Annotated in this window: 14 protein-coding genes; 6 read left to right on the top strand and 8 right to left on the bottom strand. The window is 47.2% G+C overall.

All coding sequences use genetic code 11. The annotated features are described in order from the left end of the window. Nucleotides 1-55: 55 nt before the first annotated feature. Nucleotides 56-1,240 carry a hypothetical protein gene (locus ACR2PX_RS08270; protein ID WP_433998884.1) on the bottom strand — a complete coding sequence of 395 codons (1,185 nt, stop codon included), beginning with the start codon at nucleotides 1,238-1,240 and terminating at the stop codon, nucleotides 56-58. 133 nt (nucleotides 1,241-1,373) lie between these two features. Here ACR2PX_RS08270 and ACR2PX_RS08275 point away from each other — a divergent pair, with 133 nt between their 5' ends. Beyond that, the gene (locus ACR2PX_RS08275) at nucleotides 1,374-2,663 is read left to right on the top strand and encodes an MFS transporter (RefSeq protein WP_433998885.1); all 1,290 of its coding nucleotides are present in this window, start codon (nucleotides 1,374-1,376) and stop codon (nucleotides 2,661-2,663) included. A gap of 54 nt (nucleotides 2,664-2,717) precedes the next feature. Then, on the top strand, nucleotides 2,718-4,202 hold the full coding sequence (locus ACR2PX_RS08280; protein ID WP_433998886.1) for a hypothetical protein: 1,485 nt from the start codon (nucleotides 2,718-2,720) through the stop codon (nucleotides 4,200-4,202). Nucleotides 4,203-4,229: 27 nt separating this feature from the next. On the opposite strand, the gene ACR2PX_RS08285 is transcribed toward ACR2PX_RS08280, so the two are convergent. From ACR2PX_RS08285 to glgB, 4 genes are all read right to left on the bottom strand, one after another. Then, on the bottom strand, nucleotides 4,230-5,537 hold the full coding sequence (locus ACR2PX_RS08285) for a DUF4785 domain-containing protein (RefSeq protein ID WP_433998887.1): 1,308 nt from the start codon (nucleotides 5,535-5,537) through the stop codon (nucleotides 4,230-4,232). Nucleotides 5,538-5,541: 4 nt separating this feature from the next. Then, nucleotides 5,542-6,408 carry a hypothetical protein gene (locus tag ACR2PX_RS08290; RefSeq protein ID WP_433998888.1) on the bottom strand — a complete coding sequence of 289 codons (867 nt, stop codon included), beginning with the start codon at nucleotides 6,406-6,408 and terminating at the stop codon, nucleotides 5,542-5,544. A 362-nt stretch (nucleotides 6,409-6,770) separates the two neighbouring features. Then, nucleotides 6,771-8,921 carry a glycogen debranching protein GlgX gene (gene glgX / locus ACR2PX_RS08295; RefSeq protein ID WP_433998889.1) on the bottom strand — a complete coding sequence of 717 codons (2,151 nt, stop codon included), beginning with the start codon at nucleotides 8,919-8,921 and terminating at the stop codon, nucleotides 6,771-6,773. 205 nt (nucleotides 8,922-9,126) lie between these two features. Continuing rightward, on the bottom strand, nucleotides 9,127-11,313 hold the full coding sequence (gene glgB, locus ACR2PX_RS08300; RefSeq protein ID WP_433998890.1) for a 1,4-alpha-glucan branching protein GlgB: 2,187 nt from the start codon (nucleotides 11,311-11,313) through the stop codon (nucleotides 9,127-9,129). A gap of 757 nt (nucleotides 11,314-12,070) precedes the next feature. Between glgB and ACR2PX_RS08305 the strand changes: the two genes are divergently transcribed. Then, on the top strand, nucleotides 12,071-12,919 hold the full coding sequence (locus ACR2PX_RS08305; RefSeq protein WP_433998891.1) for an aKG-HExxH-type peptide beta-hydroxylase: 849 nt from the start codon (nucleotides 12,071-12,073) through the stop codon (nucleotides 12,917-12,919). 2 nt (nucleotides 12,920-12,921) lie between these two features. Beyond that, nucleotides 12,922-14,262 carry an ATP-binding cassette domain-containing protein gene (locus tag ACR2PX_RS08310; RefSeq protein ID WP_433998892.1) on the top strand — a complete coding sequence of 447 codons (1,341 nt, stop codon included), beginning with the start codon at nucleotides 12,922-12,924 and terminating at the stop codon, nucleotides 14,260-14,262. Between the two features lie 49 nt (nucleotides 14,263-14,311). On the opposite strand, the gene ACR2PX_RS08315 is transcribed toward ACR2PX_RS08310, so the two are convergent. Then, nucleotides 14,312-16,795 (bottom strand): glycogen/starch/alpha-glucan phosphorylase, encoded by a 2,484-nt coding sequence (locus ACR2PX_RS08315; protein ID WP_433998893.1) that lies wholly within the window; start codon nucleotides 16,793-16,795, stop codon nucleotides 14,312-14,314. Nucleotides 16,796-17,307: 512 nt separating this feature from the next. Here ACR2PX_RS08315 and ACR2PX_RS08320 point away from each other — a divergent pair. Continuing rightward, nucleotides 17,308-18,207, top strand: coding sequence for an ROK family protein (locus ACR2PX_RS08320; RefSeq protein WP_433998894.1), 900 nt, complete (start codon nucleotides 17,308-17,310; stop codon nucleotides 18,205-18,207). 54 nt (nucleotides 18,208-18,261) lie between these two features. Here the strand turns inward: ACR2PX_RS08320 and ACR2PX_RS08325 are convergent, their stop codons facing one another. Both ACR2PX_RS08325 and ACR2PX_RS08330 read right to left on the bottom strand, forming a co-directional pair. After that, on the bottom strand, nucleotides 18,262-18,753 hold the full coding sequence (locus tag ACR2PX_RS08325) for a carbohydrate porin (protein WP_433998896.1): 492 nt from the start codon (nucleotides 18,751-18,753) through the stop codon (nucleotides 18,262-18,264). Beyond that, a complete protein-coding gene (locus tag ACR2PX_RS08330; RefSeq protein WP_433998895.1) occupies nucleotides 18,669-19,367 on the bottom strand; it encodes a carbohydrate porin in 699 nt (232 codons plus the stop codon). The genes ACR2PX_RS08325 and ACR2PX_RS08330 overlap by 85 nt, the downstream gene beginning before the upstream one ends. Nucleotides 19,368-19,406: 39 nt before the next feature. Between ACR2PX_RS08330 and ACR2PX_RS08335 the strand changes: the two genes are divergently transcribed. Beyond that, nucleotides 19,407-19,652 carry a 4-alpha-glucanotransferase gene (locus ACR2PX_RS08335; protein WP_433998897.1) on the top strand — a complete coding sequence of 82 codons (246 nt, stop codon included), beginning with the start codon at nucleotides 19,407-19,409 and terminating at the stop codon, nucleotides 19,650-19,652. Nucleotides 19,653-20,215: the final 563 nt, after the last annotated feature.

The following is a 20,215-nucleotide window of genomic DNA, read 5'->3' on the forward strand; positions in this document are numbered from 1 at the left end:
GGCATATGGCGGGGCGAGATCTTGGTAAACGGGAGCCTACGGAATCACTCAAATCTCATGCTGGGAAATTTGAATTATTGGATGCAACCTGATTGTCAAGTGAGAAAAACTGCAGAATCGAGTTTAAGTAACTCTCAATCGATTCCTGGTAATAGACTTTCAGGTAATAACAGCAGGTTTCCAGGCTGCTGAAACTCTCTTTCTTGTAGGGCACTTTTTCAGCGGTTTGCCGGGCTTTTCCAACAACCGAGATAAGTTTGGATCGGATCTTGCTGGCCAACTGTTGCTGCTGACTTCGATAGACATCGCTGTCTGTCTCTTTTCTGGCATAGAGCCTTCGGCTGTCTTTCCCCAAGTGCTCAAAGTACTCCGAGAGATAAGCTTTTGAGAGTAAGTCTGAACAAAGCAACCTTGCGAGCTTTGACTTACCCTGTCGCATGAGTCTATCGCTTACCCGCTTAGTTTCTCCCCATTGCAAAAACACCAACAATTCAGGTGCTGACTCCAATTCAGTGATTCTCTGAGCCATGAACCCTTCATGATCAAACTCTGGAAGCATCTCATAAGGAATGCCTAATTCCTGTTCAAGAGCTTTTCTGGACTGGCTTCTGACCGGGCAAAAACCCACATCAGACAACCATTCTTTCAGCTGGGATTTAATCTCAGAAAGCTGAACAAAACTCAATGCATTGTCAGATGCAATATCCTGACCGATCGTTGGGCAAGCCTGCATAAATTGATAAAAATCGCGCTTTATCACTCTCTTCATCAGTTCCTCATCGCCCAGAAGTTCACAAATACCCTGCTCATCCATAGTCTTTAAAAAGTACAAGCTGGCCGCTCTATTCATACTTTCCCTGAGGACAGCAGCAGAATCGTCCTCCCCCAGGTCCACATAGCGATGATAAGCATCGACAAGACGCAGATTATTCAGAGCTTCCATTACCTGGAGACTGTCAATATCCTGCGTTTGTTCGCTGGCTTCATCAGCTGGCCATAGAGCCTGCAAATGATGGGAAAGTTCTAAGGGATTGGAACTGCAGATCACTCTCTCCCTAAGAGCGCTGTCGGCTTTGCTCAGGCTATCGATCATCTGTCGGGTCGTCAGACCAGAAGAGATTGTTTTGAATGTTCTTGATCCAAACGTCAAACGGGATGCCTTTCCCGCCTTCGGGCGTCCTGCATCCGTTACGGGTTGTGGGGGTAAGGGCTTCTGAAGAGGATGAGATACCGAGTCCATACCGAGCCTCCTGCTCATTCGTGACACTGCTAATTTCCATCCATTTTTGACGTTCAGGATCTGATTTAGTTCCTGTCCGTTACGCAACATGAACTAACCTTTCGCTCGAAATTAAGACTTTGGCAGTGCCAACATGCAAACCAAGCCTGCAGAACCTTTCAATCTGAAACTGATCTCCGTTGTCAGCCTGGGCAGTGCCCTGGAAGTCTATGACTTCATGATTTATGCCCTGATGACTCCTTACATCAGCCAGCTTTTCTTTCCCACCCAGAAACTGAATGAAAGTCTTATGCTGACTTTTGCAACCTTTGCTATCGGCTATGTTTCAAGGCCTCTGGGAGGTATTTTGTTTGGGCATCAGGGTGACAGAAAAGGCAGAAAGAAACCGTTCACTTTCACCATACTGCTCATGGCCCTTTCTACCTTGCTGATTGGTTTTTTACCCACCTACGATCAGGTTGGTTATCTGGCCCCTCTTCTACTGATGGCCTTACGATTGATTCAGGGAATCTCTATGGGGGGAGAGACAGGTGGCGCCCTGACCTATATCAGCGAGCACTTTCCCGAAAAAATCGGAATTGCCAATGCCTCTGTCATTTCAGGGATGTGTTCAGGTTTGCTATTGGGATACTGCGTGCATAGCGTGTTGATGCTTACCCTAGGGTACGATGGCTTGTTGAAAAATGGCTGGAGAATTGCTTTCTGGCTGGGCGCTTTTTTGGGCATTATTGGCTATGTTATTCGCCGCCGCTTTCAGGAAACCCTGTTGTTTCAGAAAATTCTGGCCTCGAAACAGATTTCCAGCGTGCCTCTACTGACCGTATTGAAACACTACAAACGACAAGTAGTTTGTGGCGCTCTGGCTATTATTACCCACAGCATCACCATCATACTTCTTCAGGTTTTTCTGCCTTCCTGGCTGCAGCTCCATCACCAAGAGACAACAACGGCTTTTCATTCCACCATTATGGCGGCTCTGATTGTGATAACAGTGCTGCTGTTTGGTCTGCTCTATGATCGCAGCCGTCCGAAAACCATGCTGAAAGCGGCAACCTTCTGTCATTTATTCATAGGGCTGCCCTGGTATTGGCTGGTCATCCGCTACCCCAACCTCAATGCAATAACGCTCCCCATGTTTTCCTTACTGGTTGGCTTAATGGCAGCCACCCAGATCCCCATTGTTTCCGAGCTTTTCCCCACCCGGGTTCGATATACCGGCATTGCCCTGAGCTACAATCTCGGCTTTATCGCAGGTGGAATAACACCATTACTCTCTACCTGGCTGATCGAAATTTCGAACATTGACTGGATTCCTGGCATTCTGCTCCCCCTGGGTGGACTGGCCAGCCTGGCTGTACTGATGCTTTATACACCAGCCACTCCACTGAACCAGGATCCAGTCACGATGACAGCTGCGGAATAACGGTTTCTGAGTGACTACCCTTAATCTAATTACCAGAGTCATGGATGACCCGCTATGTCAGGCGATATCACAGGCCCTTCCGTCCCCCTGAATCCTCCTTCCCAGGAACCCGGAAGCCTGAACACCGAAATAGACAAAGTCTCCAGCCATCAGCACAGAAAAGTGTCGAGCACAAAGCCACAACCCACTGCTGGCCTCAAAAGCCCCCAACCCGCCGCACAGACTCATGATGCACCGGGAAAAAAACGAAGAAGTCAGGTCACAGGCTTGAGTGTCATGATTCAGAAAGCCTCCAGCATTGAGGAACTGGCCAGACTGAGAGGCAAGATTGCCAGTCTAAAACCTGAACGCCAGGAGGCATTATCTGACTCTTATGCACAGAAAATGGAGCGACTCATTGGTTCAGAGATGTCTGAAACCCAAACACCTTCTGAATTGTTGGATCTCTCCAATGCTGTCAGTGAGCACTTGCCGAATCCCAGAGCCAGAAGACGACTTCATCAGTCTTTATTCACGAATCATGTAAAAAGTCACTGGGACACCCTCAAACAGCAACGCAGTGACCCAGCCCAGAGAGCCGACCTGGTAGAACTGTTGGAATCCATGCTGGAAAAGTCGACTCTGAAAACCTTCCACAGGGAAATTGAAAGTTACCTGGAACAACTCGACGATCTGCCCGAACTGGAAGAAGACACAATGGATGAGGTTTACCGTGTCTATCAACAACAAGTGAACGAAGAGTCAGGGGAAGAGACGCTGGAAATAGCAGAGCCCGAGTCAGCTCCCGAATACAATATGGCTCGTATTCAAATGCAAAACCAGGAGACCTATCCCTTTACCCATACGCTGGAACACCTCAAAGAGCTCACCTACCCTGACCCATTTTGTCGCAGCGCACTGAAGTTTCTTGAGCAATGCACAGAAAAAGCCGGAAGCAGTAACTCCGATGATCTTAACCTTTCTCTGCTAAGGGACATGCAAGCCTGGATTGATACCGTGGTTGAAAACCCGAAAGCCCACTACAACCTTCAGGCGAAACTGTTGGATACTGCGGTGGAAGTACTGGACAGCCAGCTTCAGAAGACCCGAAAAGCCGAAGCTATGCTGGATATCAGAGACCAGTTCGAGAAGATGCTGCAAGACTCTCCCCTTCCCATAGAAGAGACTCTTCCTGTTTTTCAGGATGCCTGCCAACGGGTGGATCAATACAAGGGAGAACCCTCCGATCACTGGAATCAAAGACTGTCGGAACTCAACAAAGGTCATGGCAGTCTTCTGTCGTTTGCCAGCCTGGTACAATCAACTTCTGAAGCGACCTCTCAATACAACCAACTGGAAACATTCCTGGATGAGAAAGTTACCACCTTCAATCAGCTGCAATCAGTTCGGGAAGAAATAGAGGAAAGAGATGAGCCTGACTCCATCACAGACCTGTCAGAACTCTGGGCCTTGGCTGACCACGAAACGGAATGCCTCAAAAAACTCCATAGCTGGACTGAGAATCAAATCACACAATGCAGTGAATGGTTAAAAGCCTGACTTTACTTCCCGTCAGGCTTGGCATGATCAGATTTCAGACTGGCGGTGAAGAACACCGAGCTGGCTCTGATCAATCAACTCGAAAGACTTCAAGGTAAAAGGCTCGCTCAAGCCACTGTTCTCAAGAATCTTCTGATCCAGCTTCAAAGCCACCTGTTGCAAACCGGGTGTTAACCAGTAGGCAGAGTGACTTCTCATAATGGAACGCATCTCTCCCTTTTCGTCGGTGCCATAGAGTGTACCACGCAACTCATAACGACCTTCGGAAGCCACATTGATCATGCTGTCAGCCAGTGTGCCGTCTTCCATCACCAGCTTGATATCTTCCAGTTGAGCGGTAGGTGTTGCGACAGAGAAAGCAATTTTACCGCTCCGTCTGAGCTGATTGTTTCCTTCTGGAGCATAGGCATCAATATACAACTCATGTAACTCTCCAGGTCTTGTGTGACCCAATCTGGAAGGCATATCAACCTGCCATTGTCCTTTTTTACCCTCTCTCAGTTTTACCCAGCTAGTCTCTCCATCAGGGCTGACGACATAGGCTTGATACCCTGCACCGGATAATACCCGATTACGATCTTTCATCTGGGCTCCAAAGGTAATGGCCTCTCCTGATAGCAGAGACAGTCTCGGGGCTGACATATGAAGCTTTTTCTGACTGCCTTTTTCCTTGATATTGATCAGATACTGATCGGAGTCACGGAGGCTCTGACGAGTTCTCATTTTGAAGCGGCCGGTTCCAATCGACGAATTGAGTTTCATCGCCCCTGAGCGCTGAAAAACACTGTCCGAGGCCAGTTGTGTTTCATTAATCATGTTGAGCTTGGCAGCAATCATGGGCTGAACCTGACCCTCTCTGAAAATCTCCAGCTGATCAGGATTAATAGCATTGGCACGACGACGGCTCTGGGCTCCTGGCATTTCAGATAATCCGGGCTGCTTGCTCATGAGTCCTGGTTGAACAGAAGGTAAACCGGTCTGATTACCACCAAGACTTTGCCTTGGATCTGCCAGCGTTAAGGATGAAAACCGAACCAGAGGTTCAGGCTCACTGATATCCAGATCAACGCCAGACTTAAGTTCAGCACCAGAAACCTGGAACCAGTATTCATTACTTTCCAACGCCACTTCAGCCGATTGACGGTTCTCCCAGACTTCACCGGTTTCAGCAAAACTAAAATGAATGGGTTGCTGCTCACTGGTGATGCTCTCCATACTCCGCTGTTGCATGGGAACCGACATACTGTTCAGCTCAGACTCACTGGCCGTCACATTGCCAACAGTCATCAGATTTGCACTGGCTGCTATCAGGCTCACAATCATTGTTCTTTTCATGATATTACCCCTGGATTTCGCTGCGCAGAATGGTGTCGAGCCTGAAGCAGTCGCGTCTGCTTTGATGATGACTCAATGGCTCTCTGCCTTTTGTTCGACTCTTGTCGTAGAAAAGAACGGAACCGGCGCCGGCCTGTGACGTGCACTCCAGAAAGCCATCGGAGCAGTTGTCCAACCAATTCTGGGTGGTTTCCAGAGACAGCTGATACTGATAGCCACCACAGTAACTGTCATTGTCCCAAATGGCTGAATCAACATCACTCCCTACAACAGCTTCAAAAGGCTTTGGCAGAGAGGGTCTGCCCTGTGTGCCATAGAGGTTCTGGGCGTTATAGTTCGCCATCCAACTGACTTGCTGCTGTTTCACCGCATCCGAACCATAACCTAGAATCCAGCCAAGAGACTGCTCAAAGACATTCCCCTGGTTGACGGCATCTGCCAGTGGAGTACCCAAACTGGAGGGAGCAAGAGCAATGACTCTGCTTAAAGTATTTATGATGTTGGGGTAGCGTGAATCCGATGTGGGATTGGACATAATCCAGCGAATTACATTCCCTCCATTGGAGTGAGTAATGGCGACCAGATCAGTAACTCCATAGTTATTGATAAAGTTTGTCAGTTGGCTGGCCAGGCAACCCGCCGCCTCCGGATGCCACATAAACTGGTCAAAGTCGCAGTTGATCACTACATACTTACTGCTATCTGGCAGCCCCTGTCGTACAGAGTTTACAAAGTTTCCCGTCCAGTAGTTGTCGTAAGCATTGGTTTGCTTACCGGTTCCATGAATAAAGGCGACGCCCTTGGATGCCATAGCGCCCGTTGCAAACAGCCAGAGACTGAGTGCCATTAAGGTCAGGTATTTTTTTGTCATATTATTTTTATTGTTTAATTATTTTATTGTCAGGGAGTCACTAGTCCGGAAAAAAATAAACGCACATCGCTCGTCGGCTTCTGGGCACTTTATGAAATTTTCGGGCTAGATTTGAAACGCACAATTGTTACTAAATAAACCTGAGTGCATAGTCCCCACCCAGACATAAAACAAACGACTGTTTCAAAATAGACCAAGGTGTATAGTATCTGACCAGTGCAAAACTTCGAAAGCCCGTTATGCACCAAAATAGTGAATGTATGACATTGTTCAAAAAACGGACACCTGCCTGATGTACAGATGCCCGAATATGAGATAGGAATCATTCAGACGAGCGCTTTAGCGCCTGTATGAAGTGAGAGTCAGAGGTGCTCTTCAATAACAACCAGAGAGTTAGCTTCCATCTCAAACCAGCCACGGGTAAGTAAAGCCTCTTTGGAAAATGGAGACTCTGAGCTGGTATCCAGCAACCGGGTCCAGTATTTATGGGGTTCAACCTGGGGCAAAGTCACTTTTCGGGGCTGCTGTTCGTTATTGATCAAGATGTACAGACTTCTCTCATCCTCGTTGGCGTCCATTGAAACCATCTTGATGCAGAGACAACCTCCACCCAGTTCTCCCAGTTGGGCTTCAGTCAATACACTGCCGTCCGGCGAATACCAGGTAGTGGCTTTGCGACCACCCGCACCACCCAGAAGGTCATGGGTCTTTCGAAACGTAATCAGCTGCTGAACAAATGACTGCAGTACTGCACTGTCCCCTTCTCTGTCCTGCATCCAGCTCCAGTCCTGCCAGGATAACGGTGAGTCCTGACAGTAAGCATTGTTATTACCCTGCTGACTGTTACCAAACTCATCACCCGCCATCAACATCGGAGTCCCCCGAGAGAGCATCAGCGTTGCCAGCATATTCTTTCTGGCTCTTAGCCTTCTGGCTCTGATACCACGATCTTCCGTTTCGCCTTCAACGCCATAATTGCGTGAAAAATTGTGTTGATCTCCATCCCGGTTATCTTCGCCATTGGCATGATTGCGACGCTCTTCATAAGAACAGAGATCATTGAGGGTGAAACCATCATGACTGCAGAGATAATTAATACTGGCTAATGAACGACGCTTACCGAATACATCTTCAGAACCGGTTATGCGCCAGCCCATCTCAGCCAACCGTCCATCATCGCCGCGCCAATAGGCTCGGGTACCATCTCTGAAACGATCACTCCATTCCTGCCACTCACCCGGGAAACCGGACAGTCGATAGCCCTCAGGACCAATATCCCAGGGCTCTGCGATCAACTTGGTGCGGGAAACCACCGGATCCTGATGGGCCGCACGGAAAAAGGCGCTGTCATACTGGTATGCACGATGCTGCCTGGCAAGAGTGGGAGCCAGATCAAAGCGGAAACCATCAATCTGATACTCTTCTGCCCACAGACGCAGTGCGTCCATAGTCAGCTTCAGAGTCTGGGGGCTGTCAAAGTTCAGAGTATTACCGCAACCCGTATAGTTGACGGCGGATAGACGACCATTATGATCATCCATGAGATAGTAATCACTTTCTGCCAGCCCGCGCATGCTCAAACTGGGACCACCATGCCCTGACTCACAGGTGTGGTTGTAGACCACGTCCATGATGACTTCGATACCTGCTCTATGCAGCTCACGAACCATTGTCTTCATTTCAGTGACCGGATCCTTGATAGCCATTGAAGGCTCTGGAGCCATCATACAAAGAGGGTTATATCCCCAATAATTCCTGAGCCCCATGTTATCCAGACGCTCTTCATTGACCAGTGATGTCACAGGTAGCAGCTCAACAGCCGTGACTCCCAGTCCTTTCAGATACTCAATCACACTGGGATGACAGAGCCCCAGGTAAGTCCCTCTGAGTTCTTCTGGCACATCCGGATGTTGCTCTGTAAATCCTTTAACATGCAATTCATAAACAATACTGTCTGCCCTGGAAATGCCAGGTTTTTTAACAGACTGCCAGTCAAAAGAATGCTCTCTCACCACGCTTCGGGGCACAAAGGCAGAGCTGTCCTGCTCACTCTTAAGCCATTGCTCAGCGCTGTCTGCTGAAGAGAAGCTTTTGACTTTGTAGGCATTGTCCTCTGACTGCGAATGCCACTGGTAGTCAAACAGCTCTTCACACCACTGGATCGTACCCCGTATTTCCCGGGCATAAGGATCCATCAACAATTTGTGCGTGTTAAACCGGGGAGAAATAGAAGGTGACCAGGCACCATCGGCACGAAAGCCATAAAGCTGGCCTGCATCAATACCCTTAACCAACAGGTGCCAAACTCCCTGATCAGAGGGCATCATTTCCAGCCGCTGCTCCCCATCATTCGGGCTAAAAAGGCAAAGGTAAAGTTGACTGGCGTCAGGCGCATAAACGGCAAAATTCACGCCCACAGCCTCATGATGAGAAGCCGGCAAAAAATCGTCATTAACCTGTGTTGCCCCTTGCAGCCCGGGGCACCCCGCAGAAACAGAAATATCAGTTATCACAATAATTTTTTTCGCTCAAGGTTAGAGTACCTTGCCAGTTGTTTTCGCATCTTCTGGCGAGTGGATTTTTTCATCCTTCAAGGCGCTTATGCCCTCGGGTGCAACGTCGAGCGCGTAGCTGGCTCTTCGTAACCAGAGTTGGAACGCAGATAGATGGAAAAAGCCGCCGCCCAGAATATGTGACAACAACAGGTTAGGTACTTTTTCATATGGCGCATGAATCCGGAGCGAGGAACAGGGTCGATAAAGGAGGCAGTGTTACCACCAGCGAGTAATCATAACCGTGGGTGTGATAATGCTCGGTATAAAGTGCCTTGCTATTGGCGACGCCACTGCCACCAAAACACTGTCCATCCGAATTCAATATTTCTTTCCAGATTCCCTCGATCGGCACGCCGATCCTGTAATCTTGTCTTACTTCCGGTGTCATATTAGCCACGACCAGAACCGGAGAACCTGAAAAGCTTTTTCGTATAAAGGCAAATACACTCTGTTGCTGGTCGTCTGCAACCACCCAGGCAAAACCGTTATGGTCATAGTCTGACTTATACAGAGCAGGATAAGACTTATACAGGTGATTTAAATCTTTAACCAGTTGGCTAAGTCCCTGGCTGTAATGATTTTTATTGAGTAAATTCCAGTCCAGCTGACCATCATGATCCCATTCCCGGGTACTGCCGATTTCAGAACCCATGAATAGCAGCTTCTTCCCCGGGTGACCGAACATAAACCCCAGATAGGCCCGAAGGTTGGCGAACTTTCGCCACTCATCCCCTGGCATTTTGCTAAGCAGGCTGCCCTTACCATGCACCACCTCATCATGCGACAGTGCAAGAATAAAATGTTCACTGTAGTGGTAAGTCATGCTTTGCATCATTTCCCAATGATGATGGCCGCGATGAATCGGGTCACGCGCCATATAGTCCAGGGTGTCGTGCATCCAGCCCATATTCCATTTGTAGCCAAAACCCAGCCCACCGTCGTAGGTAGGCATGGAGACCTTGGGCCAACTGGTGGATTCTTCAGCGATGGAAACCTGATCCGGATAGTGCAGATAAAGCGTTTCGTTCAACTCCTTCAGGAACTGCACTGCTTCAATGTGTTCATTCCCGCCCAGACGGTTAGGCTCCCACTCCCCTTCACTTCTGGAATAATCGAGATAGAGCATGGAAGCCACGGCATCCACCCGAACACCATCAAGATGAAAGCGATCCAGCCAGTACATGGCATTGCTGATCAGGAAATCCTTTACCTCAGGTTTGCCATAGTCATAAATAAGCGTTTGCCAGTCAGGATGCCAGCCTCTTTTGGGATCCGCATATTCATAGAGAGCTGTGCCATCAAAGCGGCCCAGACCATGGGGATCAGAAGGAAAATGGGCAGGCACCCAGTCAAGAATGACTCCAATACCTGACTGATGGCAGGCATCAATAAAGGCCTTGAAATCATCCGGATTGCCAAAACGACTGGTAGGTGCAAACAGTCCAACCGGCTGATAGCCCCAGGATCCTGTAAACGGATGTTCCATGGGTGGCATCAGTTCAATATGAGTAAATCCCATGTCGACGACATAAGGAATTAACTGTTCAGCCAGTGTTTTATAAGTGAGGCTTTTCCCCTGCTCCTGACGCCAGGACCCCAGGTGCACTTCATAGATACTGACCGGCCTGTCCAGACAGGCATGATGCTTCCAGCGACTGTCATCCCACTCATAATCCAGATGATCATAAACAATAGAAGCATTACCAGGCGGTTGCTCCGCATAGTAACCATAAGGGTCTGCCTTGTGAGGCAGTAAATCGCCCTGCTGGCTTCGAATTTCATACTTATAAAGATCACCTGCCCTGACGTCCGGGATGAACAAACGCCAGATACCATCATCCGAGCTGGACATGGGATGAATCCTGCCATCCCAGCCATTAAAGCTACCTACCAGACTGACACTTCTCGCATTCGGCGCATAAACCCTGAAAATCACGCCCTCAACGGTGACTTTGGGCTCCGGATGCAAAGAAACCAGATGCGCTCCCATATACCGATAATTCCGGTAAGGCTCGCGGTGAACATGACTCAGGGAGTATGACTGAAACTGATAGGGATCAATTAATGTATACGACTGATGATCTTTATTGGTGATCGCCAGTTGATACAGAAAGACAGAGCAGCATTCTGGCAGTACCAACTCAAACAGTCCCGGTGCGACCTGAGCCATCTCGCCCATAGCTTCACCAGACGTGAAAGCAATGACACTGACAGAACTGGCATCGGGCCTCCAGACTCTCAGCAACAGAGCACCACCTTCAGGACACTCATGAAACCCCAGGAGATTAAATGGCTCGGCACAACGGCTATCCAGCAGATGGCCGATCAGCGGTTCGACAGAATTAGGCATACGATAACAAATTCACTGCTAATACTATGAAAAGCCATTATAGTCTTTGGTTGCACGATCTTCTCTCCACGATCTTCTCTCCACGATCTTCTCTCAAAAAGCAGGCTACCTGAAACTTGACGGGATTCTGGACAGCTTCTATAAATTTTCCCTCTACTATAAACTTTCTATTTTGTGGAGAAAGCAGCGATGGAGAACAGCCTCAATGACAATAACGAGAGCGGTTTAAAACTGGACGATATGATCAGGAAAATATCCGTCAGTGTCGAGTGTTTTTTGCCAAAAGAAATCGCCAATCAAACAATTACCACTTTTTCAAATCAGCCGTACGTTATGATTGTCCATGAAAGGAAGGGAGATCTTTTCTGAATGCTTGATGAGGTAAGGCTGGATTAATACAATAAGTGCAATCGACTGATATTTCATATGTGAGCCAGCTGCTGATACATTCTGTAGCTCTCACACTCAGAAATGGAAGTCAGGAATGAGTACACAAACCAGACAATACTGGCAGCTGGCTCAGGGTCAGGGTCAGGGTCAGGGTCAGGGTCAGGGTCAACAATACCAGATTGAAGCATTACTTGGGACGTAACTGCTCATTTTTTGTAAGCAAAAATACCCTTTTTGAGAACGCCACCTTGATTTTATTGTGGTTATAGTCAATCGACTACAAAATTCGCCTACAAATTCTGAGCAGTTACGAAGAATAACAGATATTTTACAACCTCATTCTTTGAGCAGCATCAAAAGGTAACGCATGTTCTTTCTTAACGGTTTTCATCAAAATCTGGAAACCATCATATCCATTTCAAAATACACTTCAAGCAACCAGTGTTTCAACAACACGGCTTCGCTTAAAACTGCTTACATAAAAACTTTAAAGAAGATTCAACCCAACACATGGCAAAATCATTCATTCTCAAAAAATATATACGACCATAAAATAATAGAAAGCTTATTATCAAGTTTTTCCCAACAAGAGTCTTTCTCGAAGGAAAATATCCATAAAAGTCGATTAGAGTATACAGAAAAAGCAAGCATGAAGGCGTCACTCAGCCGTATTGACTCAGCACTTTCCCAACTAAAAGTTAAGGCTCCTCAGATTTACGATCTTTTTTTTCTGGTCGTGAACACTCTGTTCTATTGGCGATCAGTCAATCAAAGTGGCGGCTCAACTTCCAACGCCATTGGAGTCATCTGGGTATCGAACCGAAAAAACTGGAACCTCTGGGATACCATTGAATTTCTGGTGCATGAAGTAACTCACCAACTGATGTTTCTTGATGAACTCAGGTTCATACACTATAAAAACTATACAGAGATTAATGACCCTGAAAAATTTTCTTTATCTGCCATACTCTGCAAACCAAGACCAATGGACAAGGTTATTCACAGCTTGGTAGTTGGGTTTGAGATTCTATCACTTCGACAGCATCTGAACACCTCTGAGTATTCATTTTCCTTGCACCCTGGTTATAACAAGCTCAAGGAAGATTGTATCGAAACTATTGATTCAATTAATTCCACAAACAAAAAACACAATTTGCTTACAGCAAAAAGCCTGGAGATTATTGAAAAAATCAACTTTCAGTTAAAAGGCCTTTAATCTTGAGGTTAATTTTTAAAAACAAGCTTTTCCTGATAAGTGTTGTATTGCTTTTAATCCAGCAGTTGATTGTTGCCAGCTCAACGGTTTTCATTGTAAAACTGGGAAATGATATTATCAACAACAACAGTTACCTGGCCTCACTTACATTATTCTTCTCTAGCTTGGTTATTGTTTACATACCCGCAGTCACTTCATTCCTTTTTATGGAAAAATCAAAAGTCACAATCATCACTGCCTATGTCAATCTATTCCATCAATCTCATATCAACTCCTATTTTAGATTCTTAGATAAAAATAAAAAAAAACAAACTAAATCATGGCTTACTTCAGAAGCTCAAAAAGTAATAGAAGACAGCACTTTTTTCTTCTATACCTCACTTTCAACTGCACTCAATCTTTTTCTATCAGCATTAGTAATCATAATAGAGATTAACCATCAATTTATTTACCCTTATCTTTTTTCAGTACTCATCATCATTTTATCCATCAAATTGACGAATAAATCTATTGTCGGGGCGACCCGAGAAGAGTTAATTGCTCGAAATAACTATCGCCAGATTCTCACTCATGCATGGGACAATATCCTGACAGGTAATCAACTCAATTTTGATATTTGGAAAGAAAAACATTTTTCCATGGCAGAGAACCTTAAAGATAGAATTACATGTTATGCAAAAACTCGACATCTGTTTGGATCGATAGCCATGGCGGCAGCTCTTTGTCCAATTTTAGGTTTTATACTTTACCTGTTTTTGTCAACTAACGACAAAGCTATTATGATCGCTCTAGCCATAACTCTGCCCAGACAAATTCAAATTATACAATCTATTCAAACTACCGTTGACGTACTGTTTCAACTAAAATCCTACAGAACCAAACTGTCTGAAATGATGGCTACTCTGACGCCCTCCAACCTTCACAATCAATACCTTAACCACCTGATTCAATGGAAAAAAATCACCATGAATGGACAGCCCATCTACTCTATTAACACTATTTTACAATTGATTAAACAAAACAAAATCAGGCGATCTACACTCCGTGGCGGCAATGGAACGGGCAAAAGCCTTATTCTGAAGCAGATCAAGCAAATATTTCCCAACGCCTATTATATGCCCTCTGATCCATCGGGCTTATTGTTTGATTATACAAGCCCTGAACTCTCTACAGGGCAATTTGTTATTTCAGCAATAGAAGAAGTCATAGCTATGAATAACAAACCAGAGTTGTTGTTACTTGACGAATGGGACGCTAATCTGGATGACAAGAACAGAGCCCGAATCGACGAACTGCTTGGTACTGCTGACGTACCTATTATCGAGGTCAGGCATATTGCTTAAAAATAATACACTTGACCTACCGTAGAAAACAACCTGTTACCCAACTTTATCAGGTCATGTTCCAGATGGTCTTGCCATAATCCTGAATGGAACGATCCGATGAAAACTTACCCATGGAGGCAGAGTTAATGATCGCCATTTTCCACCAGAGTTCAGGCTTCTTCCAGGTTTCTACAATGCGTTCATGGGCATCACTGTAGGCTTGGTAATCCGCCAGTGTCAGGAAGTAATCTCCCTGATCCAGCAAGGATTCAACCAGCGGTCTGAACGCATCAGGTTCTTCAGGAGAAAGATCCCCGGAATCCAGCCAGTCAATAACACTGCGCAACTCTTCCGAACTGTTGTAGATATCCCTTGAGTTATAGCCCCGATGACGAAGCTCTGACACCTGCTCAACAGTGAGTCCGAAAATAAAGATATTATCGTCGCCTACTTCTTCGGCAATCTCGACATTAGCCCCATCCAGCGTCCCCACGGTCAGGGCACCGTTGAGGGCAAACTTCATGTTACCTGTTCCTGAAGCTTCAAAACCGGCCGTAGAGATCTGTTCTGATACATCCGCAGCAGGAATGATTTTTTCAGCCAGGCTGACACGATAATTAGGCAGAAAAATTACCTTCAATTTGTCTTTGATACGACGATCATTATTCACCCGCTCGGCCACCCGGTTGATGGCATGAATAATGGTTTTGGCCACTTTGTAGCCAGGAGCGGCTTTGGCACCAAAAATGAAGACCCGCTGAGGCACATCCAGATCCGGGTTATCCAGCAGTCGTCGATACAGCGCCATGATGTGGAGCAGATTCATCTGCTGACGCTTATATTCATGGAGACGTTTGATCTGTACATCAAAAATGGCATCAGGGCTCACATCCACATTGCAGAGTTCCTTGATGACCGATGTCAGGTGCTTTTTATTGTCATGCTTGATGGCAGCAAAACGTTTCTGGAAAGCCGGATCATCGGCATAAGCCTTCATGGCATCCAGCTTATAGAGATCTTTTCGCCAGTCGCCCTCAATGGTTTCATCAATCAGTGCAGCCAGCTCTGGATTACAGTAGTCCAGCCAGCGTCTTGGAGTGACCCCATTGGTCACATTGATGATTTTATCAGGCCACATTTGATGGAACTCAGGAAACAGTTTTTCCTGAACCAGTCTTGAGTGCAAAGCGGCCACACCATTGACCTTATGGCTACCCACAACTGACAGAAAGGCCATCCGCACCATCTGATCATCGCCCGGACGATCCGGCTCTTCGATAATCGACAAGCGACGTTTCATGTTGTCATCACCTGGCCAGACCGTTTCTACCTCGGAATGCAGGAAGTGATAGTTGATCATATGAATGATCTGCATGTGGCGTGGCAGCACTTTGGTAATCAAACGCTGAGGCCACTTTTCCAGAGCTTCCGGTAACAAGGTATGGTTGGTGTAAGCAAAGACCTCCCGAGTGACTTCCAACGCTCTGGCGAAGACCAGATCTTCTTCATCCATGAGAACACGCATGAATTCAGCGACGGCGATGGCCGGGTGGGTATCATTCAACTGAATGGCTACCTTGTCAGCAATGTTATCCAGGCTGACTTGCTCAAGCTCAGGACTGTCACCGTTCTCTCGCTTGTAACGGTGAATCAGATCAACCAGTGAACAGGCCACAAAGAAATACTGCTGGATCAGACGCAGCTCTTTACCCGCCGGATGGTTATCATTGGGGTAGAGAACCTGGCTGATGTTTTCCGCACTGATTTCCTGGGAACGGGAATCCTGATAACGGCCCGCATCAAAACTGTTCAGATCAAAACCATGAGCAGCGCGACTTTCCCAAAGGCGCAGAGTATTAACGGTATCTGTGCCATAACCTGTGACAGGGACATCCCAGGGCATGCCCAGAACTTCCTGAGTATCTTCCCAGACAGCTTTACCGGCATGCTCTCTCACGGTGCCATAAAGCTTGATGTGTTGCTTACGCTTGGCTCTTTCAATACCCCAGGGAAAACTGTCTTCACGCCAGCCATCCGGCGTTTCTACCTGTTTGCCACCGGCAAAGCTCTGACGAAACAGACCAAAGCGATAGTTAATGCCATACCCCATGGCGGGCATATCAAGAGTGGTCATCGAGTCCATAAAGCAGGCAGCCAGCCTTCCCAGGCCCCCATTGCCCAGTGAAGGGTCAGACTCGTGCTCCAGAATATCAACCAGAGGCATGCCCAGGTTGGCCATGGCTTCTTCTGTTTGCTTGAAGATCCCCAGATTGTGGAGATTATTGCCCAGCAGACGGCCAACCAGGAATTCCAGAGAAAGGTAGTAAATACGGCGGGCTTTTCCTTCACGCTCTTTCTTGCGTGTTGCGCGGATACGTTGCAGATCAATCTCACGGACGACCAGACTCAAAGCTTCCCAGTACTCTGCAGGTCCGGCTTCATCGAACTCAACACCCAGAGATTGATGAAGATGTTTAACTACCCCCTGGGCAATGTCTTCACTGTCTACAACGGGCATTACATCATTTTGCCCAGCCTTGTTTGCGCTCATGTTTTTCCACCTGCGTTATTTACCATGAAAAATTTCTCGCCTATCAGAGGCAGTCAATGATTCAGCCGCTCATAGCTGTCGGGCACCCAAACAGCACCTCGTGAAAAAGTCGCCATGACAGGTGCTTGCCATTCGATGGTTTAACCCGGCTGGCGTAACCTGTGTCTGAAGATTTCCGACACGTCGGCATTTCCGCTCATGGCTGTCTGTTAACCAAACGTGACGGCATGACCTGTGGATAATTATACTTCTGATTTCCGGTCATTCCGGTTTAGTTGCAAATTATTCTTGGTCAGTCGCACTATGGAAAGGAATTGCGCCCTGTAAACGATTTCAACATTGCACGACAGTGTTTATTGGTTGGATAGCAGCCTTAGCAAAAACCCACTGCCTGATCAAAAAACGGTTTCTAAAGAGGATCGGCCAGACGCCTGACAGAGGGGATTCATCTACTTTTCAGATTCGTTTAAACTCATCGCAAGAGTCGGTTTAACGTCAAATGGGGTGTTTCTGTGCGAATTGGCATCGATGTAGGTGGTACTAAAACGGAGATCGTCTTACTGTCCGATTCCGGAGATATGATTCACCGTGAGCGGCAACCCACTCCCGATAACTACCCGGACTTTCTGGATAGTATCCAGGAATTGATTAACGTCACTGAAGTTCACTACGGTCAGGCCAGCAATGTCGGTCTTTGTCTGCCGGGTGCCGTCAGCCCTGATACCGGCCGTATGAAAAATGCCAACACCCTTTACCTGAATGATCAGACGGTTGCAGAAGATCTTGAACAGCGCCTGGGCAAGACGGTCAAACTGGCCAACGATGCCGACTCCTTCACCTTATCAGAGGCAACCGATGGAGCGGCTGCCGGAGCCAAGAGCTGCTTTGGCGTCATTATCGGAACAGGCTGCGGTGGCGGACTGGTGTATAACGGTCAGCTGATTCAAGGACCTAACGCCATTGCCGGAGAGTGGGGACATAATGTTCTGCCTTATTACCACGAATCCTCCGATGGACCTGACCAACCCTGTTACTGCGGCCGGAAGAACTGTATTGAAACTTTTACATCCGGCACGGGTATGGCCAAACGTTTCCGTGAAGCCCACGGCTACAGCGTCCAGGACATTCCTGAGGCAAAATCAGTAATGGAAAGAGTTGAGAACGGTGATCAACAGGCCGTAAAACATTTCAGTCATTATGTCGATGCACTGGCCCGTTCTCTCGCAGGTGTCATAAACATTTTTGATCCGGAAGTGATAGTCCTGGGGGGAGGCATGTCGAATATACAACCACTCTATACCGAACTCCCAAACGCAGTGGCAAAGTATGTTTTCTCTGACCGGTTGAATACTCGAATTGTTCAAGCCAAACATGGAGATTCCTCCGGGGTAAGAGGCGCCGCCTGGCTGTAAAAAAACCGGCGCAAAGGCGTCGGCAAAGTAGGAGTCACACAAGGATCGACCGATTTAGAACCAGATTTCAGCTTCTACACCAAACTGAAGCACCCCTTTCTCATTATCAAAGTCAGCGCCCCAGCCATCTTTGGCATCTTTGTAGAGGTAGGTCACAAACGGCTTGATTTGTGGGCGACTAAAGTAGTCTGCATTCACTGTGATCACGCCCGCTATTTCAGCCGTGTAATAATCGGTCGTCGTTGTTTGAGCTGACCAGTTGGACTTGTCATAACCGTAGGATGCGGTGAATTCCCAACGGAAGTTATCGTTTACACGACGGGTTGGCCGAACAGCAACCAGCAAACGATCAACCGTTTCAGCTTCCTTCACTGGAGTGTCGACACTTTCAGTCAGACCCCAGATGTTCTTGCCATGCAGGTAGGTCACTTCAGAAGCCATCTGCCACAATGGGTTGATGTTCAGAACACCGTAAGAGGTGAAGAACAGGGTTCTGGCATCTTCGTTGTCCGCAGCACCGCCACCCGCCTGACCAGACCAGACCAGGCACCAAAGTCAACGCCACGGTTAGCCGCCATACCCGTACCGTAGGCCAGAGCGGTGGTAGACCAACCGTCCAGGCCATAGTAATCACGGTTGTAGGTGATAGCAGTACCAATACCATTAGTAGCAGCATTGTCACCGTAGGCTTTTTCAAACTTGCCTTTGTTGTCCTGCAACATGATTTTCAGATCGTAATCGAAGCTGCCACCCAGAGCCTCATGGCCATAGCTGTATAAGTCGATGGAGTGCATGGTGACACAATCACCCACTTTTTCTTCGATATTATCTTTGTTGTCCTTCTCGCCAGGATCAACAGAAACAACAGCGATACCGGAACGTCCCTGCTCATAACCAAAGCCGACACCGGAAGACTGTCTCCAGAATTCACCTGACAACAAACCAGTCTGACGGTTCAGGTAACGACGACCTGCCCAAACATGGGCATCTTCAGGCAGGTAGGACAGACCACCAATTTTCATGAAAGCTTCTTTCACTTCAAACTGGCCATCATCCTGTGTGTTTTCACTGCCTGGAGAAGAGTAGAAAGCCGACTCTCCATTGCCATATTCAGCACGAATCCCCAATTCGGCCCATACGCCATTCTGAAACTCAGTCATCTTGCCTAAAACAAATTACCATCAGACACCTGGGATCAGATTCCTGAGTCGTTTACCCGTCAGCTGATGGAGCGTTTCAGCTACTATCTGGCTCGATCAGGCTCACAGATTGCCGGTATTCAGCTGGAAGACTGCATGATGATTGATACTCCGGTCAATGTGCCTGGCACCAGTACTGAGTATCCAAACTGGCAACGACGTCTGACAGAGAATCTGGAAAGTTTCTTTGCCAGCGAAGAGAACAAGGCTTTTTTCAATAACCTGACGCAATGTCGAAAAGCCTGATTTTTCAGAACAACACAGGTGCAGGATGAATAATTCTGCACCTGCTATAATAACACGACACCTATTTATACCCATTGGACTTCAAGATGCTACTAGGAGTCTGTCGGACTTAGCCGACCGTAGCGAGGAAAAGTCCGGTTTGAGACAGTTTTTATGATTATTTGAGGCGAATAGTGAGCTATTCAACGAAAAGAATCATAAAAAATGGCCAAATCAGGCTTTTTCGCAGTAGGTCAGTGGTAAGTCCGACAGGCTCCTAGGCAGCAAGAGAGCGAATCCCCGTGAGCCTACAAATAGTAAGTGATCGGGGTGAGCGAACGCAGACAACAACGTAGCATCTTGAAAGACGATGGGTATATTATTATTTTTCGCACTTTGCTACTACAACCTAGCCATACCTGCCTAGGAGCCTGTCGGACTTAAGACTATTTCGGTCTGAATTCCAGAAAGAACGGCCCAATTATTCGATGAATTCGATTAAATAGGTCAACTATTCTCACGAATCCATCGAATAATTCGACTCGTTCTACTGAAATTTATGCTCGAAAGCATAAGTCCGACAG

The sequence above is a fragment of the Endozoicomonas sp. genome (assembly GCF_051008435.1).
GTDB lineage: Bacteria > Pseudomonadota > Gammaproteobacteria > Pseudomonadales > Endozoicomonadaceae > Endozoicomonas_A.